The organism is Rhodococcus sp. IEGM 1351 (genome assembly GCF_030056875.1).
Lineage (GTDB): Bacteria > Actinomycetota > Actinomycetes > Mycobacteriales > Mycobacteriaceae > Rhodococcus_F > Rhodococcus_F opacus.
In genome coordinates, this window is the sequence record NZ_JASHKU010000011.1 from 242,543 (window position 1) to 262,199 (window position 19,657).

The following is a 19,657-nucleotide window of genomic DNA, read 5'->3' on the forward strand; positions in this document are numbered from 1 at the left end:
ACCACGAATGCCGAACACGACCCTCGCCCGCGCAGCAATTGCCGCGGTCGCCGCGCTGACGCTCGGCGCCTGCGCATCCCCACAAGAGGAGGCCGCATCCCCCGACGGCCGGAACCAACCGGGTAGCGACCTTGCCGCCGAGGCCGGATCCACCGAGGTCGAGGGGCCCGAACCTCGGCTCGTCGTGTCGGACGCCGACTCCGGCCGCGTGGACGTGCTCGACCTCGCGACGGCAGAGACTCTCCATTCGTTCGAGTTCTACAACCCGGCGCGGGTGACGACGGTGAAGGACCGCTACGCGTTCGCCGTGGACGGCGCCGGCGGCGCCGTGCATGTGGTGGACGCCGGTTCCTGGACCATCGATCACGGGGACCACACCCACTCGTACACCAAGCCACCGGTCGAACTCGGCGCCCTCGAGGGCGGCAAGCCGGCGCACGTGATCGAAGGCGACGACAAGGTGGCGACGTTCTTCGACGGCGACGGACTCGCCCGCGTGATCGACTTCGCCGCGCTCCGCAAGGACAGCATCGACGTCGGGACCGTCGTGGACGCCGACGCACCGCACCACGGCGTCGCCCTCCCGATCGCCGACGGTTTCGTGGTGTCGCGCTCGACCGCGAACGGAACCGGTTCCCGCCCCGGCACGTTCGAGGCCCACACGGCGGACGGGCAGGTCGAGCAGAGCTTCGACACCGCCTGCCCGAACATACAAGGCACGGCCGTGTCCGACACGGGCGTACTGGCCGCGTGCGACGACGGACTGTTCCTCGCGACCACCGCGGCCGGGGCGTGGACGTCGGAGAAGGTTCCGTACCCGGCGGGCATCGACGCCGCCACCCGACCCACGTCGTTCCGCGGACACGACGGCCTGCCGATCCACGTCGCCGCCGCCGGACCCGCCGCCACCAACCTCGGGGTGCTGGTCTTCGATGCACGCACCCGCGGGTGGACGCACGTCCGGACCCCGGACCGCGCGCTGAGCGTCGCAGTGGCGGGCGACGGTCGCTCCGCGTTCGCGGTCCTCGCGGACGGCACCTTCCGCATGTTCGACACGACGACCGGCGCGGAGACCGCTTCCTCGCACGTGCTGGCCACCCCCTACGACTGGAGCGACGAGTCCGCGACCCCGCCTGCCGTGGTCGTCGGCGGCACCCGCGCGTACGTCTCGGATCCCGCATCGAAGACGGTGACCGAGATCGACTTCCGGGACAACGCGCGGGTGGCGCGGACTCTCGACGTCGGAGTCGCCGCGTCCACCCTCGGCGTGGTCGGGCTGTGAGCAAAATGCGGCGCCTACTGCCGCTGACCCTCCTGACCGCACTCGCGGCACTGTCCGTGACCGGGTGCACCCCGGGCGCGTCCGACGGGCCCGTGGTGGTCGTGACCACGAACATTCTGGGCGACGTGGTGCAGAACGTCGTCGGCGACCAGGCCGACGTGAAGGTGCTGATGCCGAGAGGCGCCGATCCCCATTCGTTCGAGATCTCCGCATCGGACGCCGCGCGCGTGGAGCGTGCCGACCTCCTCGTGTCGAACGGTCTCGGACTCGAGGAGGGAATCGGCAAGACCGTCGACACCGCACGCTCCGAGGGTGTCCCGATCCTGCAGGTCGGTGAGGCCGTGCGGCCGATCGAGTACCGTTCCGGAAAGTCCACGGGCACCATGGATCCGCACATCTGGACCGATCCGGACCGGGTACGCGAGGCTGTTGCACTGATCCGCGACGCGGTGATCGAACACGTGCCGGAGATCGATGCGGGAGCCGTCCGCACGAACTCGGACAGCTACGCCCGGCAACTCGAGGAACTCACTGCCCGGATGGCGGACAGATTCGCGACCGTCCCCGCAGATCGGCGAAAGCTGGTGACCAATCATCATGTCTTCGGTTATCTGGCCGAACGTTTCGGCTTCGATACCGTGGGGGCGGTGATTCCCAGCGGAACCACCCTGGCGTCGCCCAGCGCGTCGGACCTCTCGGACCTCGCCGCGACGATCACCGCGGCGAGGGTTCCCGCGATCTTCGTCGACTCCTCCCAGCCCGATCGGCTCGCGCAGGTAATGGCCTCGGAGGCCGGTGTTCCCGTGGACGTCGTCTCGCTGTTCACGGAGTCACTGGGCGAGTACGGCTCGGGCGCGGGCACGTACATCGAGATGATGGATTCGAATTCCCTGGCGATCGCGGAGGGCCTGGCGTAGCGATGCATTCACACATGCACACTTCCGACTTTGACAACCGTTTGCATTAAGAGTAATTCTCCTGGGTGACCCTTATGCGTAGACCTCTCCCCACCGCCGTTGCCGCCGTGGCACTCTCGGCGACACTTCTCACGTCCTGCTCCACCGACTCCGGCGCGGCCGAAGCGACCACCACCAACTCGGCCGCACCGCGGCTGGCACTGAGCTACGACGGCGGCGTGCTGGTTCTCGACGCGCAGAGCCTCGACGTGGTCGGTTCTGCCGAGGTGGACGGATTCACCCGGCTCAACCCCGCAGGCGACGACCGGCACGTGCTGGTCAGCACCGGAAACAGTTTCACCGCCCTCGACACCGCCGAACCTGCCCTCACCGACGTCGCGTTCGAGGCGAAGACGCCCGGCCACGTGGTCCGGCACGACGGCAAGACGATGCTGTTCGACGACGGCACCGGACTGGTGCGCGTGTTCGATCCGGCCGGACTCTCCGAAGGAACACCCGACACCACCGAGTACACGACGCCCGAGGCGCATCACGGAGTGGCCGTGGAACTCTCGGACGGCAGCCTGCTCACCACCGTCGGCAACGAGGACGAGCGCACCGGCATCGTCGTACTCGACCGCGACCGCAAGGAGATCGCACGCAACGAGGACTGCCCCGGTGTGCACGGCGAGGCCGTCGCCGCCGACGAGACGGTGGTGGTGGGATGCCAGAACGGCCTGCTGATCTACCGGGACGGCGTCATCACCAAGGTCACCAGCCCCGATCCCTACGGGCGCATCGGCAACCAGGCCGGCGACGAGGATTCACCGATACTGCTGGGCGATTACAAGACCGACCCCGACGCCGAACTCGAGCGCCCCGAACGGGTCTCGCTCACCGACACCGCCACCGGACAACTCACCCTCGTCGACCTGGGCACCAGCTACACGTTCCGCTCGCTCGGGCGCGCCCCGCACGGTGAGGCACTCGTCCTCGGCACCGACGGCGCCGTGCACGTGATCGACCCGAACAGCAAGGCGGTGAGCCGCACTGTCGACGTCCTCGATCCGTGGACGGAGCCGGACAAGTGGCAGTCGCCGCGGCCCGCGCTGTACGTGCAGGACCACACCGCCTATGTGACCGATCCCGCGAAGAAGAAGATCCACACGATCGACCTCGACACCTGGACCGTATCCGGCCAGGCCGACCTGCCGGAGATCCCGAACGAGATCACCGGCGTCACGGGCTGATTCGCATACCGTGGCGTCAGCCTTCGGTTTCCAGCGGTCCCAGTTCCGCGTCGAGCGCCTCCTGCACCACGGCCATCGCCGACAACCCGGCGGGGGCGCCGCAGTAGGCGCTCGCGTGGATCACCGCTTCGACGACCTCGGTGCGGGTCAGACCGTTTCGCAGTGCACCCCGCACGTGACCCTTCAGCTCACCGTGTGCACGCAGCGCGATGAGCATGCCGAGGTTGAGGAGGCTGCGGCTTCGCCGGTCCAGCCCCGGCCGGTTCCACACGGCGTCCCAGACGTGCTCGGTGACGAACTCCTGCAGCTGCTCGCTGTCGGTCCCCGCCGTGCGAGTGAGTGCCCGCTCGACGAAGTCGGGGCCCATCACCTCACGCCGTACCGTCAGACCCGCCTCGACGGCCGGACTCCGCTTCCCGGGTTCTTCACTGGTCATGAGTTCACTCCTGTTCACAGCGCCTACGTGTTCGGGAGTCACTCTACGAGTCGACGCGATCGGCGCGGGTGAGTGCGACGACGTCTCGGACGGAGTGGGCGTGCGGGATGTGCCCGAGCCCACCCTCGTACCGCAGCCTCCGCGGGAGCAGCCCGTCGGCCGGGTTGACCGACGCGTGGGTCCGCGAGCGGGCCACCCTCGATCGCCATCGTCCCGGGCGCGACTCGCGCTCGGTCGCGTCGCCGACCCTCACCACAAGCGGAGTGACACCGAACCGGATCCGGGCGTAGCCGAGCGCAACCGCCAGGGCGTCGTTCACCCCGGCCACCGTCGCACGACCACGCCTCCCCGTGCTCAACCCGTGCCCGGGGAGGTCCACGACGACGACGTCGAACCCGTTCTCCGCCAATTCCGCGGCGAACGGGGTGAGATACCGCGCGTGGAGTCCGGGTGGCGCGGGCAGGACCACGGTGGCTGAGCCGCCCGACTCCACGGTGGCTGAGCCGCCCGACTCCACGGTGGCTGAGCCGCCCGACTGCGCCGCGTGAACTTCGGCGTGCACGGCCCCGGTCGCCGCGGGAATCTGGACGTGCTCGATCCCGCGGCCGTCTACGCCGACGAATTCGGATGCCGGCTCCAGCGCCGCCTCGCAGGCGATGCGGCGCTCCAGGGCATCTTCCCTGCGCAACAGGTGTTTCCCCTGCAGCAGGATCATGACGGCCAGCGACTCCCGGGCCGTCAGCGTCGGCACCCAGCCGGTCGCCTCGGTCAGGCGCGTCGAATCGACGACGGTCTCCCCCGCGGTCACCCACTGGCCGGAGTAAATATTCACAGAGACACCCCTCGACACCGTTGACTGGCCGGCGGGTGGTGGATCAGCAGATGTACATGATCGGCGTCGCCATTGCACTCGGTCAGCGTCACACCGAACTTGTCACACCCCTCTGCCATGATCTCCTCACAGTGAATGAGCATCGGATCAGAACGCGCCTCGCCGATACTCTTTGGGCCACAAAATATTCGACCCGGCGCGCGGTGAAGGGGGTGCGGGTGTGAAACGGGTGGTGAAGATCAAACTCGCACCCACCGACGCGCAGGCGCATGCCCTGCACGAGACGCTGGTGTTGTGTAACACCGCCGCCGACGTGGTGTCACGGGTCGCGCAGGCCGTCGAGGATCGCCGCGCGTTCGCCCTGCAGAAGGCCGTCTACCACCAGTTGAAGGCGCTGGGGCTGTCGGCGCAACCGGCGGTCCGCACGATCAAGAAGGTCGCGGACGCCTACGCGACGCGGGGCGCGAACCTTGAGGCCGGGAATTATGGCCCGCGTGGCGGCAAACGCGCCACGGATATCGCCGCCACGGCGATCGGGTTCCGGGCGTTGGCGGCGCAACCGTTCGACGATCGGTGCCTGTCCTGGCAACAGCAGGATTCGACGGTCAGCATCTGGACGTGCGAAGGTCGACTCAAGGCAGTGCGGTACGTGTGCGCGCCGTGGCAGCGCGAACTCCTGGAGCACCGTTGCGGTGAAACAGATCTCGTGTTCCGCGACAACATGTGGTTCCTCTACGCGACTGTCGACGTCCCGACACCCGAACCGGTGGTGGTCCAGGAGTTCCTCGGCGTCGATCTGGGGATCGTGAACCTCGCGGTGACCTCCGATGACACGGCTGCGTCGGCGGACTGGTCCGGTGGGGCCGTCACGGCGCGCCGCACCAACTACGCGCGGACCCGGCGGGCCCTGCAAAAGGTCGGGTCGAAGTCGGCGAAGCGGAAGTTGCGAGGGCGTCGTGAGAAGGAGCATCGGTACGCCACCGATATCAATCATCAGATTTCGAAGACTATTGTTGCCCAGGCGCAACGCACCGGTCGTGGGATTGTCCTGGAAGACCTTTCCGGGATCCGCGAGCGGGTACGGCTGGCCAAGACTCAGCGGCAACAACTGCACTCGTGGGCGTACGCGCAGTTGCGGGACTTCGTGACCTACAAAGCCGTGTCGGTTGGCGTTCCCCTGGTGGTGATCGATCCACGTAACACCTCGCGGACGTGCTATCCGTGCGGACACGTCGACAAGGCGAACCGGACCACACAGGATCGGTTCGTGTGCCGGATGTGTGGGCATGTCGATCAGGCAGATCACAATGCCGCGTTGAACATCGCCTACCTCGGGTATGTGCAGTACACGACTACGACGCGAAGTCATCGGGCCGTCTAATCAACCGGCCTACAGTCGGCGGGTCCCTGACAGCCAGTCAGGGACGCGACTGGCAAACCCGGCCCTTCAGGGCCGGATACGTTGATAGCCATCGATACCAATCTCCCCGCGGTGTGCACGATCGGGATTCCTCCGTTGATTCGGAGCGTCGCCGATCCGGTTTGGTGACCGACGCCGACCAGGCAGGTCGGATAGGCCATCGCTCGTGCCCCTGTGGATATTTCGGGAGATCCGGCTTTTCGAGAACAATTCGAGGATTGTCATGACCGCATTGATGGCCCGTGAACACGCAGCGCTGACGTCCTTTCTGCTCGGCCTTGCCACCTACCTGGACGAGACACACCTGCTCACGCTCGAAGGCAGAGACAGCGGAGCGATCGGTCGCTTCGGGGCCCAGGCGGCACCGCACTGACCATCTCCAAGGAATCCGGCGGGCTGGGGCCGTGCGGGTGCAGCGGGCGATCGCGCTGATCCCCGCCGACCTCGTTCTCCTCAACGGCGCCGACGACCCCGACGGGCAACACGAAATGACCGGGTACCTTGGTTCGGCATGCTCGTCACCGCGAACTATCTGGGCGCGGCGAGCGCGCTGCTCGAGCGGCTACTGTCGGCAGGCAAGGACGACTACGAGGGTTACGTGCGCGCCGCCGCCGACGTGGAGAACGCGATGGCCGCGATCGAGAACATCGCCCGCGCCGTCGACGAAGACGAACGCGGACAGGATATCTCGGTGCGGCTGCTGTTCTCGCGCATCGCGATTCGCGACGCGCTCGTCCGCGCCTCCGCGGCGGCCGTCGAATCGCTCGGCGGGATCGCGTTCATCACATCCTCCGACATCGGCTACCTCACCGCCGCCGTCCACGCATTCGCCTTCCACCCGCCGTCACGGCGATCGGTCTCCGAATCGCTCGCCAAGTTCCACGCCGGAGACGAATTCGCCTTCGTCTGACCCGCCGCGGTCCGCGCTGTCGGTGATCCGGGATATAAAGGTCCCGGACCACCGACCGGCTGCCCAGGAGCTGTGATGCCCACCGAACACGACGTGCGCGCGATGATGCTGGCCTTGCCGGAGACGCACGAGGTGGTGATCGCCAACTGGGGCGACCAGCCGACGTTCCGCGTGCGCAAGAAGATGTTCGGTCTCGTCGGTTACGGCGCCCCCACCGTCTGCCTCAAAGCGACGAAGGAAACGCAGGCGGCTCTGCTGCAGGAGGATCCCGACGTCTTCCTGGTCGCACCGTTCTTCGGGCGGTGGGGCTGGATCAACGTCGTCCTCGACCGCGTCGACGCCGAAGAACTGGCCGAACTCGTCGAGGAGGCGTGGCGTCTCACCGCCCCGAAGCGGGTCGTGGCGGCGTACGACGCGGGGCGCGCTACCCCTCGTCGGTCTTGAACCGCCCGAGCTGGTGGCGCAGCGCCGTGTCGAGGTCGGGGCGGCGGAACCGGTGACCGCGTTCGATTAGTTTGCCCGGGGCGACGCGCTGATCGGCGAGGGCGAGTTCGCGTGCGCCCTGCTCGCCGAGCAGGAGCTTCGGCCCGAAATCGGGTACCGGAAGGAAGGCCGGGCGGTGCAGTACCGACGCCAGGACCGCGGTGTACTCCTCGTTGCGAACCGGATTCGGCGCCACCGCGTTGACCGGACCGCTCAACCCCGAATCGACGACGGCGCGATGGTAGACGTCGATCAGATCGTCGATGTCGATCCACGACAGCCACTGCGTTCCGGCACCGAGACGACCTCCGAGTCCGACCTCGAACAGCGGCCGTTGCAGGCGCAGCACGCCGCCGCTCGGCGATTGGACGATCCCGGTGCGGACGTGGACCACCCGCAGTCCGGCGTCGGCGGCCGGCGTCGCCGCGTCCTCCCAGTGCGCCACGACGTCGGCGAGGAAGCCGTCGCCCCGCGGGTCCTGCTCGTGCAGCACCTCGTCGCCCCGGTCGGGGCCGTAATACCCGATCGCCGACGCACTGACGAAGATCATCGGTCCCTGCCCGGACGCTGCCGCCACTTCCGCCAGCCGACGGGTGGGCGCGATACGACTGTCCCTGATCGCCCGGCGATGACCGTCGGTGAACCGTCCCGCGATGGACGCGCCGGCGAGGTGGATCACCGCGTCGACTCCGTCGAGCAGGTCCGCGGCAGGAGCGTCCGGGTTCCAGCGCCGTTCGTCGGGTGTGCTGGGAGCGCGGCGCACGAGACGGATCACCCGGTGCCCGCCGGTGCTCAGGAACGCGGTGAGAGCGGAGCCGACCAGACCGGAACTCCCCGTCACCGCGACGGTGAGGGGACCGGGCAGGAGGGTGGACGCCCAGTGGTGCCGGTCCATGTCGTCGGCGAGTTGGCGGTGGCGGTAGACGAACGTCGACCGGAGGAAGTGGCCGGGCACTATGGTGTCGACCTGGTCGGTGACCCGGGTCCGGCCCTCGGACACGACGTCGAACGTATGCGTGTGCCGCCACGGCACCAGCAGTCGCAGCGGCAGCGCGGCCGAATAGTCGACGAACCGGTACGGGGGGTCGTACGCCTTCGCGTCGTGCTGCGCGATCCACGTCAGGCCGCCGGGCATGCGCAGTTCGGCACGACCCGATTCCAGAGACTCGGACTCCTTCACGAGGCTCAGTGGCTGCCAGGGCGGTGAGAGCCGGGTGAAAGCCCCGGCCCTCGTGTGCCAGGCGAACAACTCGTCCCGCGAGGCCTCGACCACGCTCGAATGCACGATGCCCATGACCCGACCTTAGTCGCGACAGCGGGCGAGGCGGTGACAACGACGGGTAGCGTGTGGGAATGACGCAGTTACGTGTACTGGTCACCGGTGCCACCGGATACATCGGCGGACGCCTCGCCCCCAGGCTTTCGCAAGCCGGCTACCGGGTGCGGGTGCTGGTGCGTTCACCCGAGAAACTGACCGACGTTCCGTGGGCGTCCGACGTCGAGATCGTCCGCGGCGACCTGAGCGATCCCGAATCCCTTTCTGCCGCTTTCACGGACGTCGACGTCGTCTACTACCTCGTGCATTCGATGGGCGGTTCGGAGGAGTTCGAGGAGGCCGAACGCGTCAGCGCGGAGAACGTGGCCGACGCGGCCCGCACGTCCGGTGTCGGCCGGATCGTCTACCTCGGCGGACTGCATCCCGACTCGGTGGACCTCTCGCCGCACCTGCGCTCCCGCACACAGGTGGGGCAGATCCTCGTCGACTCCGGTGTTCCCACAATGGTTCTGCAGGCCGGGGTTGTCATCGGCTCCGGTTCGGCGTCGTTCGAGATGATCCGCCACCTCACCAACCGGCTCCCCGTGATGACCACCCCGCGGTGGGTGAACAACCGGATCCAGCCGATCGCGGTCCGCGACGTGCTGCACTACCTCGTCGCCGCGGCCGAGGCGCCGTTGCCGCGCAGCCGCACCTTCGACATCGGTGGCCCCGACGTCATCCGCTACGGCGAGATGATGCAGACGTACGCCGAGGTCGCGGGCCTGCGTCAGCGTCGCATCCTCGTCCTCCCGGTGCTGACCCCGAAGCTCGCCGGTCTGTGGATCGGTCTGGTCACCCCGATCCCCCGCTCACTCGGGCGGGCACTGATCGAATCACTCCACAACGATGCCGTCGCCACCGAGCACGACATCGACGACGTCATCCCACCGCCGAAGGCGGGCCTGACGACGTACCGGGACGCCGTGCGATTGGCGTTGCGGCGCATCGACAACGGCGAGGTGGAGACGACCTGGGCCAGTGCGTCCCCGGTCGGCGCCCCGTCCGATCCGTTGCCGTCCGACCCGGATTGGGCCGGTGAGGTCGTCTACACCGACGAACGCACCAGGGACTGCGAAGCGGACGCCGGAACGCTGTGGAGCGTCGTCGAGAGCATCGGCGGCGAGAACGGGTGGTACTCGTTCCCACTCGCGTGGTCGGTGCGCGGCTGGCTCGACCGCGTGGTCGGCGGTGTCGGACTCACCCGCGGACGCCGGAACCCGAAGCAGCTCAACACCGGTGACCCCTTGGATTTCTGGCGGGTCGAACACATCGACCGGGGGTCTCTGCTACGGCTGCGCGCCGAGATGCGGGCACCGGGCGGGGCGTGGCTCGAATGGCGAGTCCACAGTGTGGATTCCGACCGGTCCCGACTCGATCAACGAGCCATCTTCTTCCCGAAAGGCCTCGCCGGACGGCTGTACTGGTACTCCATCATGCCGTTCCACGGAATCATCTTCAAAGGCATGATGGAGAACATCACCGGCTCGGCTGCCCGTCAGACCGTGCAGAGCGGCTGAATTCCTTCTCGGCCACCGGTGGTCGGGGACGTCAGCAACAGGCACGAGTTGTAGCCACGCGATTCCACCACCTGCCGGATCTGCTTCCATCCCGCGTCGTCGACCGCCGGGTTGCGGGAGAGGACGAAACCCGAAGCCCGTGCCGGGTCACCGACGAGCGCCCACGAGTAGTCGTCGGCGATGTAGGTGACCACATAGTTGGTGGGCCCGTCCGGTGAACTCTGGAACGGCACGTCCGGGAAACTCACGTGGAGTTGCGCATTGGTGACCGGATCGGTGACGCGCGCGTTGCCGTTGATTCCGTTCGTCCCTCCCGCCCAGGTGGTGCACGAGTTGGCGACGCTGACGTTCGACGGGTCGACGAGCCCGTACGTCGCCCTGGTGTCCCGCGCACAGTCCAGGTTGAACGGCTGTGGCACAGCGGCCAACTGATACCACGTACCGAGGTACCTCTGGACGTCGAGAGACGGGACGGGTGCGAGCGCACCGGGCTGAGCCTGTGCCGGGCTCGCCGCCAGCACCACGGCCGCAGCGGCGGTCAGCAGTCCTGCGGCGAATCCACGTACCTTCGAACGTGACATCTCGGGTCCTTTCACGATTAACGGGCAGCCGGAACAGAGGGCCTGTCCAGCACCCTCTCACGGGGCATTCGACGCCCCTCCCGGATCGGATGGGTCGATCCGGGAAAACCTTCGACCCATCCGATCGGGAGACCGCTCCGAATGCCTGTCGATGGTGCTCATCCGCACCCACACCGGAGAGAGAGGCAATAACCCATGAACATCACCACACGAGTTCTGGCAGTCGCAGCGAGCACGTCCCTGGTCCTGCTGGGCGCAGCGTGTTCGTCGGACGACAGCGACTCGTCGAGCAGCAGCTCGGAGGCCATGACGTCCGAATCGATGTCGTCCGGCTCGATGACCTCGTCCGCGATGGCCGATCCCGCTGCCAACCTGGTCGGCCCCGGTTGCGCCGGCTACGCCGAGACGGTGCCCGACGGTGCCGGTTCGGTCAGTGGCATGGCGCAGGATCCGGTCGCGACGGCCGCGTCCAACAACCCACTGCTCACCACCCTCACCGCCGCCATATCCGGTCAGCTCAACCCGCAGGTCAACCTGGTCGACACGCTGAACAGCGGGCAGTTCACGGTGTTCGCGCCGGTGGACGCCGCGTTCGCGAAAGTCGACCCAGCCACCATCGAGACTCTCAAGACCGACGCGGCGCTGCTCACCAAGGTCCTGACCTACCACGTCGTCCCCGGCCAGATCGCGCCGAGTGACATCGACGGCCAGCACACGACCGTCGAGGGTGGCACGGTCACCGTCACCGGTTCGGGCGACGACCTGAAGGTCAACGACGCCGGCGTCATCTGCGGTGGCGTCCAGACCGCCAACGCCACGGTGTACCTGATCGACTCCGTCCTGATGCCCCAGTAAGCACCCTCGTCTCACAGTTCTCCGCGCCCGGCGGCATCGGTCCCACACCGATGCCGCCGGGTTTCTCGCGTGCGCTTACGTGAGTGCCACGGTGTGCTCGGGCACGCTTCGCCACTCACGTGAGCGGGTGCTGGTCCGCCCATCCGACACAAAGTCAGCTCCGAATAACGGTTATGGAGAAAGGCTCACCCACCGCCCCGGCGTACGTACTCGTGCTGCCCGGCGGCAAACCACGCAGTCAGGCACCCTCGCGGTTCTGGCACTTGTCGAATCTGCGCATGACCTGGATGGCCTGGTCTCTGAGGTGCACGCTCGGCCGGCACGGAATCGTCGTGGAGCGGCTGCAGTACCGGGTCCGCGGATGGAACGCCCCCGAGACCAGCCCGGTGCACGACGCCCGGGTTGCCGTCGAGCGGGCCCGGCTGCGGTTCGGGGACGTCCCCGTCGCCGTCGTCGGACATTCGATGGGCGGCCGCGTCGCCGCTCACCTCGCTGCGCTCGACAACGTGCGGGCGATCGCCGCGCTCGCACCCTGGTGGCCCGAGTCCGACGGCGAACTGGTGCCTGCCGACCGCAGCCTGATGGTCGCGCACGGAACCGCCGACCGTTGGACGGATCCCACCTCTTCCCGGGTCCAGACCGAGCGGGTGCTGGCTCGCGGGGTGAACGCCTCGTGGACTCCCCTGCCGGGAGCCGGACACTTCATGCTCACCCGGCCTCGCTGGTGGCATCGCATCACCGCCGATTTCGTTCTCGACGCCTTCGCTGCGGAAGGTGTCGTCGCCGCACCGACAGACCGGAAAGCAGGTCGCCATGCATGATTCGGAGAAGCTCGAACGCAGGAACGTCGCGGTGATCGGCAGCGGCGTCGCAGGGTTGACCGCCGCCTACGTTCTGTCCCGCCACGACCGCGTCACCCTCTACGAGGCCGACGCCCGTCTCGGCGGTCACGCCCACACCCACCACCTGGCACTCGACTCGGGCGCAGAAGTGGACGTCGACACGGGCTTCATCGTGCACAACGACCGCACCTACCCCACCCTGCTGCGCCTGTTCGCCGAACTCGACGTGGCCACCCAGGATTCGGACATGTCGATGTCGATCCGATCCGATGTGAGCGGGCTCGAATACGCAGGCGCGAAGGGGATCCGCGGGCTGTTCCCCACCACGCGCACCCTGGCCCGGCCGCGGTACTGGCGGATGCTCGGCGAGGTTCTTCGATTCCACCGCTGCGCCCGTGCCGTGCTCGACACCCCGGCCGACGAGGCTGGTGCGCAGGAACCGCTGCGCGAGTTCCTGAGCCGCAACGGTTTCAGCCCGTACTTCGTCGAGAACTTCATGACACCGCTCGTCGCGGCGGTGTGGTCGTGCGATCCCACGACGGCGGCGCATTATCCGGCTCGCTACCTGTTCAGGTTCCTCGAGCACCACGGAATGCTCACCGTCTTCGGGTCACCCACGTGGCGCACCGTGACGGGTGGCTCCGCCCGCTACGTCGAGAAGGTGGCGGCACACCTCGACGAGATACTTCTCGACACCCCCGTGCAGAAGGTGGAACGCACCCCGGACGGCGGCGCGTGCGTCGTCGACGGCCGCGGCGACGTCCGGTACTTCGACGCCGTGGTGGTCGCCGTTCACCCCCGTCAGGCGCTCGCCATGCTCGGCGACGCCTCGAACCTCGAGACCGAGATCCTCGGCGACATGCCGTATTCGGTGAACCACGCCCAGCTGCACACCGACGAGTCGCTGCTCCCCCGCGCGGAGAACGCCCGGGCCTCCTGGAACTACCTGACGCCCGCCGACAGCACGGACGCCACGGGCGTCATCGTCACCTACGACATGACCCGGCTCATGCGCCTGGACACGGTGCGCGACCGGCGGTTCCTCGTCACACTCGGTGGCAAGCACCTCGTCGACCCGTCGAAGGTCGTCGCCGAGATGACGTACGAGCACCCCATCTACACCCCCGATTCCGTGGCCGCGCAGTCGCGGTTACACGAACTCGGTTCCGGCACCTTCGCCTTCGCGGGCGCCTACCACGGCTGGGGGTTCCACGAGGACGGGGCGCTCTCGGGCCTGCGCGCCGCCGAACGGATCGGCGGATCGTGGGATGCGCACGCCGGGCGACACCGCGAACGGGAGACGGTGTCGTGACCGCGCCGGCGATCTACTCGACGACGATCCGGCACGCACGCACCGAACCCGTCCGCAACAGTTTCGAGTATTCGAGCTACAGCTGGTACGTGGACGTCGACGACCTTCCGCACCTACCCGGGTGGCTCGGTCCGTTCGCCCGCTTCCGCGCCGAGGACCACTTCGAACCCGGCTCCGGTGCCGGCGCGGACACGCTGCGCGCCCGGGTGGATGCGTTCCTCGCCACCCACGGAGTCGACCTCCGCGGCGGGACGGTGACGGCGCTCCTCAACGCGCGGGTGCTCGGCTACGTGTTCAACCCGCTCAGCGTGTACTGGTGCCACGACGTCGACGGCAGCCTCCGCTGCGTGATCGCCGAGGTGCACAACACCTATGGTCAGCGGCACAGCTACCTGATCCGGCCCGACGGCAGCGACCGCGCCGAGGTGGACAAGCAGTTCTACGTCTCCCCGTTCAACGACGTGAGCGGCCGATACGAGATGCGGTTCCCCGAGCCGGGCGACAGGCTCTCGCTGAACGTGGTGCTCCACCGGGACGGGCACGCCCCGTTCACCGCGACGGTGCGGGGAACGCGGCAGCCCGCCACCCGCCGGACGGTCCTGAGGACTCAACTACGCACTCCCCTGGCACCTCTCGTGGTGTCGGCTCGCATTCGTATCCAGGGAATCACTTTGTGGGCCCGTGGACTCCCCGTCACGGCTCGGCCCGACGGCCGGCAGAAGGAGACAGTTCAGTGAGAAGGAACAAGGACACCGGCATGGACGCATCGCCTGCCGTGAGTACCGCCGACCTCGAGTTCACCGGGGAGGATCCGCGGATCGACAACCGGATCTGGCCTGGCCTGGCCGACGTGCCGACCGGTCCGCGTGCCTCGATGTCGGCGAAGGTCGCCGACCGCCTGTTCCGCCGCGCGGCCGCCGACCTCGACGTCCGCATCGAGTACCCCGACGGCACCCTGGTGGGGGCTCGCCGGGAGCAGGAAATCCTGCCGCGCATGATCATCCGCAACCCGGATGCGTTCGCCCGGCGGGTCGGGACGAGCGGCCTCATCGGTTTCGGCGAGTCGTACATGGCCGGTGATTGGACGTCGCCGGATCTCGCCGCGGTGCTGAGCGTGTTCGCCTCACGGATGGCGACCCTCATTCCCCGCCCGCTGCAACGGTTGCGCGCACTGTATGTCGCCAAACACCCCGCCCAGGAACGCAACACCGAGCAGAACACCCGCTCCAACATCTCCCGGCACTATGACCTGTCCAACGAGATGTTCGAGACATTCCTCGACGAGACGCTGACGTACTCGAGTGCACTGTTCTCGACGACCCCGACCTGCGTGGGGCAGGTCCGGGACGTGACGGTCCTGCGGGCACCCGTCCCACAGATCACCCCGAAGTGGGAGGACTTCGCGGACGCGCAGCGCCGCAAGATCGATCGGCTGCTCGACGAGGCCGGTGTCGGTGTGGGAACCAGGCTGCTCGAGGTCGGGACGGGCTGGGGAGAGCTGTGCATCCGGGCGGCGGAACGCGGCGCCGTGGTCCGCTCGGTGACGCTGTCCAGCGAACAGCAGAGCCTGGCCCGCCTGCGCGTCGCCGAGGCCGGCCACTCGGAGACCGTGCAGATCGACCTGCTCGACTACCGCAACGTTGACGGCGAGTACGACGCCATCGTGTCGGTCGAGATGATCGAGGCCGTCGGACATCAGTACTGGGCCACCTACTTCCGGGTGCTCGACAAACTCCTGGCTCCGGGCGGAAAGGTTGCGCTGCAGGCGATCACCATGCCGCACGATCGGATGCTGCAGACCCGCAACACCTACACCTGGGTGCACAAGTACATCTTCCCGGGCGGATTCCTCCCGTCGACCGAGGCGATCGAATCCGTCACCGCCGAACACACCGCGTTGCGGGTGCGGGAACGCCTGAGCATGGGACAGCACTACGCGGAGACGCTCCGGCTGTGGAAGGAGCGGTTCGCCGCGCACAGCTCGCAGGCGGAGGAACTCGGATTCGACGAGACGTTCCGGCGAATGTGGCATTTCTACCTCTGCTACTCGGAGGCCGGGTTCCGCTCCGGCTACATCGACGTCCAGCAGCTCGTCCTCGACAAGACGGGAGCATGACCGTGACCGTTGCCGCCGAACTCGACAAGGCGTTGCGTCCGCTCGTCCGCGGCGAACTGCCCGTGCATCTGACCGCGTGGGACGGCAGCACCGCAGGCCCGGTCTCGGCGCCGAGGGTGGTGCTGCGCAGTCCCGACGCCCTGCGCCGATTGCTCTGGAACCCCGGCGAACTCGGGGCCGCGCAGGCCTACGTGACGGGTGAGATCGACATCGAGGGCGACCTGGGCGAGGCGCTGGCACACGTGTGGGCGGTGGCCCGCGAGCGGGGGCTCAACGGAGTCCGGCCGAGCCCGACGACGGTCGCGAAGGTGCTGCGCGTCGCCGCGAAGCTGGGGGTCGTGGGCGGGCCGCTCCCCGCACCCGCCACACAGGCGAACATCCGCGGACGGCTGCACAGTCTGCTGCGCGACCGCGCCGCGATCAGTCACCACTACGATCTCTCCAACGATTTCTACGCCCTGATCCTGGACCCGCAGATGGCCTACTCGTGCGCCTATTTCACCCGGAATGCGCCGGGAACACCGCAGGATTCGGACTACGGACTCGAGGACGCCCAGCGGGACAAGCTCGACCTGGTGTGCCGCAAGATCGGACTCGAACCCGGCATGCGGCTGCTCGACGTCGGATGCGGCTGGGGATCGCTGAGCCTGCACGCCGCAGCCGAGTACGGTGCACACGTCGTCGGTGTCACCATCTCCCGTGAGCAGAAGGCGTTCGTCGACAAGCGGATCGCCGAGCGCGGGTTGCAGGACCGCGTCGAGATCCGTCTGCAGGATTACCGCGAGGTCCCCGACGGCCCGTTCGATGCCGTCGCCTCCCTCGAGATGGGCGAGCACGTGGGCGAGAAGAACTACGCCCGGTACGCGCAGGCCCTCTACGACAACGCGAAGCCCGGTGCGCGGGTCCTGATCCAGCAGATGTCCCGCACCGGACGCCATCCCGGCGGCGGCCCGTTCATCGAGTCGTTCATAGCTCCCGACATGACTATGCGTCCCGTCGGCGAGAGCGTCGCGTACCTCGAACGAGCCGGGCTCGAGGTACGCGACGTGCATGGTCTCCGTGAGCATTACGTCTGGACCGTCGAGGCGTGGCTGGAGAAGTTCGAGTCCCGCTGGGACGACGTCGTCGAGATGGTCGGGCTCGAGATGGCCCGGGTGTGGCGGCTGTACCTCGTCGGCGGCGGGATGAGCTTCGAGCAGGGCCGCATGGGCGTCGATCAGATCCTGGCCGTGAAGCCGACCGCGGCGGGTCGATCTCTCATGCCTGCCGTGCGGGTCGACTCCGCGGGATCCGGCGTGCTCCGATGAACGGATTCGACTGGTCGGACTTCGGCGCCGTCACCGCGGCGAGCGTTCTCGTGCTCGCCGTCCTCCAGGCCGCGACGTTCCTCGTCGGCCGGCGGATCGGACGCTACAACGTCGTCGACGTGTCCTGGGGCCTCGGTTTCGTCCTGGTGGCGCTCGTGGCCGCCGTCATCGGCGACGGCGACACACTGCGCCGCTGGCTGGTGGTGGTGCTCGTCGCCGTGTGGGGCCTGCGACTGACCTGGCACATGTACGCCAAGTCCGCAGGCAAGGGCGAGGACCCGCGCTACGTGGAGATGCTCGACCGGGCGGGCGGCGACTCGCCCGGTGTCGTCGTCAGGAAGATCTTTCTCACCCAGGGCCTCGCGCAGTGGTTCGTGTCGCTGCCGCTGCAAGTGTCGGCCGTCCTCGGTCCCGCATCCGGGCTCGGCGCGGTCGTCGGAGTGCTCGGCGTCCTCCTGTGGGTGGTGGGTGTCGTGTTCGAATCGGTCGGCGACCACCAGTTGAAGGCGTTCAAGGCGGACCCGTCCAACAAGGGCGAGATCATGGACGTCGGCCTGTGGGCGTGGACGCGGCACCCGAACTACTTCGGCGATTCCTGTGTGTGGTGGGGACTGTGGCTCATCGCGGCGAGCGTGTGGCCCGGAGCTCTCACTGTGCTGTCTCCGGTGGTCATGACGTATTTCCTGGTGTTCGCGACCGGCGCGAGGCTGCTCGAGAAGTCGATGTCGCAGCGACCCGGCTACCCCGAATACCAGCAGCGCACCAGCTATTTCCTTCCCTTGCCGCCGAAGCGGTGAGTGCCATGCCGGCATCGCTCGCATCCCCCCGAGTCCCATCGTGGTCACACCGGCCGCAACCTGCTATTAGGCTGTGGATCGATGAACGGAATGGGCCGATGACCGGCGTCGACAGGGACACGGAGAACGTGACGCTGACGGCGTTGCTGGCGCGTATCGCACAGGGCGAGCGGGATGCCTTCAGCGACTTCTACGAACGCACCAGCGCGCGGGTGTACGGGATGGTGCTGCGGGTTCTGCGCGATCCCGGATACAGCGAGGAAACCACCCAAGAGGTGTACCTGCAGGTCTGGAACAACGCGGAGAAATTCGATCCGAAGCAGGGGTCGCCGCTGTCGTGGCTGATCACCCTCGCCCATCGCCGTGCCGTCGACCGGGTGCGGTCCGAGCAGTCCGGCACCGAACGGGAAGCCGCCTACGGCGCCTCGAGTTGGTACGGACCGTTCGACGCCGTGTCGGAGGAAGTCACCCGACGCGGCGACACCAGCGACGTCGTCGATTGCCTCGGCACGCTCACCGAAGTCCAGCAGAGAACGGTGGTACTCGCCTATTACGGAGGGCTGACGTACCGAGAGGTGTCGGAACGGCTGTCCGTGGCGCTTCCCACGGTGAAATCACGAATTCGAGACGGATTGATCAGGCTCAAGCAATGTCTGGGGGTGCAGTTCGATGGATGAGTCCCAGCACGACATCCTCGACCTCGCTCAGGTGTACGCCCTCGACGCCGTCGACGATCAGCAGCGCCTCGAGATCGACACCGCGGTCCAGAGTGCACCGCCCCACGTTCGCCTGGAATTCGACACCGCCGTCCGCAGTGTGCACGAGACGATGGCCGCCCAGTCGGCGTCCACCGCGGTCGAGCCGCCCGCTCACCTGCTCGGGCGAATCCTCGATGCGTTGCCCGGCACTGCCGCTGCGCCCGCACCGATAGCGCTGGACGAGGTTCGTGCGCGCAAGCGCAGGCGTCTCGTGGCGGCGTTGAGTGCGGCGGCCGCGGTCGTCGTCCTCGCCGTGGGTGGCATCACTGTCGCTCAGCAGTTGCAGAGCGAGGACGGCCAACCCGTGCCCGCGCAGATCCTCGCGGCCGACGACGTCCGCACTGCGGTGGCACCGATCGCCGGTGGCGGTTCGGCCACCGTCGTGTACTCCAAGGACGTCGACGCCGGAGTGCTGGTGATGAACGACGTCCCGCCGCCCGCACCGGGTTCGGTGTATCAGATGTGGCTGCTCGGACCGTCGCACGAGCCGGTGTCCGCCGGAATCATGGAAGCCGATGACGTGTCACCGTCGACCACCGCGGTCGTGAACGACATCGACCAGTCCACGGAACTCGGATTCAGTGTGGAACCGCCCGGCGGTTCCACCCAGCCGACCGGCGACATCTTCGCGACGGTGAACCTCGCCTGATACGTGAGTGGCGAAGCGGCCCGCGGGACGCGTCGCCCCTCACGTGGGGCTTGGTGTGTCACGCGGTGGGTGGTGTGTAATCGCGGCGGGGGCGGT

22 protein-coding genes are annotated in these 19,657 nt (G+C 67.8%); 17 read left to right on the forward strand and 5 right to left on the reverse strand.

Annotated features, from left to right (window positions below; all coding sequences use genetic code 11):
* Nucleotides 1–7: 7 nt before the first annotated feature.
* The 3 genes from QM806_RS21080 to aztD all read left to right on the forward strand — a co-directional run bounded on the left by QM806_RS21080 (nt 8) and on the right by aztD (nt 3,428).
* Nucleotides 8–1,282 (forward strand): ABC transporter, encoded by a 1,275-nt coding sequence (locus QM806_RS21080; RefSeq protein ID WP_283292710.1) that lies wholly within the window; start codon nt 8–10, stop codon nt 1,280–1,282.
* 5 nt (nt 1,283–1,287) lie between these two features.
* Nucleotides 1,288–2,199: a zinc ABC transporter substrate-binding protein AztC gene (aztC, locus tag QM806_RS21085; protein ID WP_005566325.1), complete on the forward strand. Its 912-nt coding sequence runs from the start codon at nt 1,288–1,290 to the stop codon at nt 2,197–2,199.
* A gap of 74 nt (nt 2,200–2,273) precedes the next feature.
* Complete coding sequence (gene aztD, locus QM806_RS21090; RefSeq protein ID WP_167115702.1) at nt 2,274–3,428, forward strand: zinc metallochaperone AztD; 1,155 nt, start codon at nt 2,274–2,276, stop codon at nt 3,426–3,428.
* 16 nt (nt 3,429–3,444) lie between these two features.
* On the opposite strand, the gene QM806_RS21095 is transcribed toward aztD, so the two are convergent.
* Genes QM806_RS21095 through QM806_RS41725 form a run of 3 tightly spaced genes read right to left on the reverse strand, consistent with a single transcriptional unit; the run spans nt 3,445 to nt 4,839 of the window.
* A complete protein-coding gene (locus QM806_RS21095; RefSeq protein ID WP_167115705.1) occupies nt 3,445–3,864 on the reverse strand; it encodes a carboxymuconolactone decarboxylase family protein in 420 nt (139 codons plus the stop codon).
* Nucleotides 3,865–3,907: 43 nt separating this feature from the next.
* Nucleotides 3,908–4,696: an alpha/beta hydrolase gene (locus QM806_RS21100; protein ID WP_283292712.1), complete on the reverse strand. Its 789-nt coding sequence runs from the start codon at nt 4,694–4,696 to the stop codon at nt 3,908–3,910.
* Nucleotides 4,693–4,839 carry a transposase gene (locus QM806_RS41725; protein ID WP_080606173.1) on the reverse strand — a complete coding sequence of 49 codons (147 nt, stop codon included), beginning with the start codon at nt 4,837–4,839 and terminating at the stop codon, nt 4,693–4,695. Before QM806_RS41725 ends, QM806_RS21100 begins: the two co-directional genes overlap by 4 nt.
* Before the next feature lie 77 nt (nt 4,840–4,916).
* Between QM806_RS41725 and QM806_RS21105 the strand changes: the two genes are divergently transcribed.
* The 4 genes from QM806_RS21105 (at nt 4,917) to QM806_RS21120 (ending at nt 7,470) form a co-directional block, all read left to right on the forward strand.
* Nucleotides 4,917–6,077: an RNA-guided endonuclease InsQ/TnpB family protein gene (locus tag QM806_RS21105; protein ID WP_210461376.1), complete on the forward strand. Its 1,161-nt coding sequence runs from the start codon at nt 4,917–4,919 to the stop codon at nt 6,075–6,077.
* Nucleotides 6,078–6,339: 262 nt separating this feature from the next.
* On the forward strand, nt 6,340–6,489 hold the full coding sequence (locus QM806_RS21110) for a hypothetical protein (RefSeq protein WP_005566332.1): 150 nt from the start codon (nt 6,340–6,342) through the stop codon (nt 6,487–6,489).
* A gap of 138 nt (nt 6,490–6,627) precedes the next feature.
* The gene (locus QM806_RS21115; protein ID WP_242322660.1) at nt 6,628–7,026 is read left to right on the forward strand and encodes a hypothetical protein; all 399 of its coding nucleotides are present in this window, start codon (nt 6,628–6,630) and stop codon (nt 7,024–7,026) included.
* 75 nt (nt 7,027–7,101) lie between these two features.
* Nucleotides 7,102–7,470: an MmcQ/YjbR family DNA-binding protein gene (locus tag QM806_RS21120; RefSeq protein WP_283292714.1), complete on the forward strand. Its 369-nt coding sequence runs from the start codon at nt 7,102–7,104 to the stop codon at nt 7,468–7,470.
* On the opposite strand, the gene QM806_RS21125 is transcribed toward QM806_RS21120, so the two are convergent.
* Nucleotides 7,451–8,803 carry a TIGR01777 family oxidoreductase gene (locus QM806_RS21125; RefSeq protein ID WP_210461377.1) on the reverse strand — a complete coding sequence of 451 codons (1,353 nt, stop codon included), beginning with the start codon at nt 8,801–8,803 and terminating at the stop codon, nt 7,451–7,453. The genes QM806_RS21120 and QM806_RS21125 overlap by 20 nt on opposite strands.
* Nucleotides 8,804–8,862: 59 nt before the next feature.
* Between QM806_RS21125 and QM806_RS21130 the strand changes: the two genes are divergently transcribed.
* Entirely contained in the window at nt 8,863–10,344 is a 1,482-nt protein-coding gene (locus QM806_RS21130) for an SDR family oxidoreductase (RefSeq protein WP_167115716.1), read from the forward strand.
* On the opposite strand, the gene QM806_RS21135 is transcribed toward QM806_RS21130, so the two are convergent.
* Nucleotides 10,323–10,925, reverse strand: a complete 603-nt coding sequence (locus QM806_RS21135) for a lipocalin family protein (RefSeq protein ID WP_054246551.1) — start codon at nt 10,923–10,925, stop codon at nt 10,323–10,325. The two genes, QM806_RS21130 and QM806_RS21135, sit on opposite strands and share 22 nt — an antisense overlap.
* Nucleotides 10,926–11,120: 195 nt before the next feature.
* On the opposite strand from QM806_RS21135, the gene QM806_RS21140 reads away from it, so the two are divergent.
* The 9 genes from QM806_RS21140 to QM806_RS21180 all read left to right on the forward strand — a co-directional run bounded on the left by QM806_RS21140 (nt 11,121) and on the right by QM806_RS21180 (nt 19,561).
* On the forward strand, nt 11,121–11,780 hold the full coding sequence (locus QM806_RS21140) for a fasciclin domain-containing protein (protein ID WP_005562251.1): 660 nt from the start codon (nt 11,121–11,123) through the stop codon (nt 11,778–11,780).
* Nucleotides 11,781–11,953: 173 nt separating this feature from the next.
* Nucleotides 11,954–12,601: an alpha/beta hydrolase family protein gene (locus tag QM806_RS21145; protein ID WP_005562253.1), complete on the forward strand. Its 648-nt coding sequence runs from the start codon at nt 11,954–11,956 to the stop codon at nt 12,599–12,601.
* Nucleotides 12,594–13,934 carry an NAD(P)/FAD-dependent oxidoreductase gene (locus tag QM806_RS21150; RefSeq protein WP_054246550.1) on the forward strand — a complete coding sequence of 447 codons (1,341 nt, stop codon included), beginning with the start codon at nt 12,594–12,596 and terminating at the stop codon, nt 13,932–13,934. The genes QM806_RS21145 and QM806_RS21150 overlap by 8 nt, the downstream gene beginning before the upstream one ends.
* On the forward strand, nt 13,931–14,671 hold the full coding sequence (locus tag QM806_RS21155) for a DUF1365 domain-containing protein (RefSeq protein ID WP_043787624.1): 741 nt from the start codon (nt 13,931–13,933) through the stop codon (nt 14,669–14,671). The genes QM806_RS21150 and QM806_RS21155 overlap by 4 nt, the downstream gene beginning before the upstream one ends.
* Nucleotides 14,668–16,050 (forward strand): class I SAM-dependent methyltransferase, encoded by a 1,383-nt coding sequence (locus QM806_RS21160; protein ID WP_210461378.1) that lies wholly within the window; start codon nt 14,668–14,670, stop codon nt 16,048–16,050. The genes QM806_RS21155 and QM806_RS21160 overlap by 4 nt, the downstream gene beginning before the upstream one ends.
* Nucleotides 16,047–17,357, forward strand: coding sequence for a class I SAM-dependent methyltransferase (locus QM806_RS21165; protein ID WP_054246548.1), 1,311 nt, complete (start codon nt 16,047–16,049; stop codon nt 17,355–17,357). The genes QM806_RS21160 and QM806_RS21165 overlap by 4 nt, the downstream gene beginning before the upstream one ends.
* Nucleotides 17,354–18,154: a DUF1295 domain-containing protein gene (locus QM806_RS21170; protein ID WP_005562262.1), complete on the forward strand. Its 801-nt coding sequence runs from the start codon at nt 17,354–17,356 to the stop codon at nt 18,152–18,154. The genes QM806_RS21165 and QM806_RS21170 overlap by 4 nt, the downstream gene beginning before the upstream one ends.
* Before the next feature lie 98 nt (nt 18,155–18,252).
* A complete protein-coding gene (locus QM806_RS21175) occupies nt 18,253–18,831 on the forward strand; it encodes a sigma-70 family RNA polymerase sigma factor (RefSeq protein ID WP_005259110.1) in 579 nt (192 codons plus the stop codon).
* Complete coding sequence (locus tag QM806_RS21180) at nt 18,824–19,561, forward strand: anti-sigma factor (RefSeq protein WP_005562263.1); 738 nt, start codon at nt 18,824–18,826, stop codon at nt 19,559–19,561. The genes QM806_RS21175 and QM806_RS21180 overlap by 8 nt, the downstream gene beginning before the upstream one ends.
* Nucleotides 19,562–19,657: the final 96 nt, after the last annotated feature.

What these genes read in the sequence shown, in the direction of transcription:
- QM806_RS21180 (WP_005562263.1), top strand. Translation starts at nt 18,824, where the DNA reads ATGGATGAGTCCCAGCACGACATCCTCGACCTCGCTCAGGTGTACGCC.
- QM806_RS21145 (WP_005562253.1), top strand. Translation starts at nt 11,954, where the DNA reads ATGGAGAAAGGCTCACCCACCGCCCCGGCGTACGTACTCGTGCTGCCC.
- QM806_RS21130 (WP_167115716.1), top strand. Translation starts at nt 8,863, where the DNA reads ATGACGCAGTTACGTGTACTGGTCACCGGTGCCACCGGATACATCGGC.
- aztD (WP_167115702.1), top strand. Translation starts at nt 2,274, where the DNA reads ATGCGTAGACCTCTCCCCACCGCCGTTGCCGCCGTGGCACTCTCGGCG.
- QM806_RS41725 (WP_080606173.1), bottom strand. Translation starts at nt 4,839, where the DNA reads ATGCTCATTCACTGTGAGGAGATCATGGCAGAGGGGTGTGACAAGTTC.
- QM806_RS21150 (WP_054246550.1), top strand. Translation starts at nt 12,594, where the DNA reads ATGCATGATTCGGAGAAGCTCGAACGCAGGAACGTCGCGGTGATCGGC.
- QM806_RS21170 (WP_005562262.1), top strand. Translation starts at nt 17,354, where the DNA reads ATGAACGGATTCGACTGGTCGGACTTCGGCGCCGTCACCGCGGCGAGC.
- QM806_RS21125 (WP_210461377.1), bottom strand. Translation starts at nt 8,803, where the DNA reads ATGGGCATCGTGCATTCGAGCGTGGTCGAGGCCTCGCGGGACGAGTTG.
- QM806_RS21135 (WP_054246551.1), bottom strand. Translation starts at nt 10,925, where the DNA reads ATGTCACGTTCGAAGGTACGTGGATTCGCCGCAGGACTGCTGACCGCC.
- aztC (WP_005566325.1), top strand. Translation starts at nt 1,288, where the DNA reads ATGCGGCGCCTACTGCCGCTGACCCTCCTGACCGCACTCGCGGCACTG.
- QM806_RS21110 (WP_005566332.1), top strand. Translation starts at nt 6,340, where the DNA reads ATGACCGCATTGATGGCCCGTGAACACGCAGCGCTGACGTCCTTTCTG.
- QM806_RS21165 (WP_054246548.1), top strand. Translation starts at nt 16,047, where the DNA reads ATGACCGTGACCGTTGCCGCCGAACTCGACAAGGCGTTGCGTCCGCTC.
- QM806_RS21140 (WP_005562251.1), top strand. Translation starts at nt 11,121, where the DNA reads ATGAACATCACCACACGAGTTCTGGCAGTCGCAGCGAGCACGTCCCTG.
- QM806_RS21175 (WP_005259110.1), top strand. Translation starts at nt 18,253, where the DNA reads ATGACCGGCGTCGACAGGGACACGGAGAACGTGACGCTGACGGCGTTG.
- QM806_RS21080 (WP_283292710.1), top strand. Translation starts at nt 8, where the DNA reads ATGCCGAACACGACCCTCGCCCGCGCAGCAATTGCCGCGGTCGCCGCG.
- QM806_RS21120 (WP_283292714.1), top strand. Translation starts at nt 7,102, where the DNA reads ATGCCCACCGAACACGACGTGCGCGCGATGATGCTGGCCTTGCCGGAG.
- QM806_RS21095 (WP_167115705.1), bottom strand. Translation starts at nt 3,864, where the DNA reads ATGACCAGTGAAGAACCCGGGAAGCGGAGTCCGGCCGTCGAGGCGGGT.
- QM806_RS21115 (WP_242322660.1), top strand. Translation starts at nt 6,628, where the DNA reads ATGCTCGTCACCGCGAACTATCTGGGCGCGGCGAGCGCGCTGCTCGAG.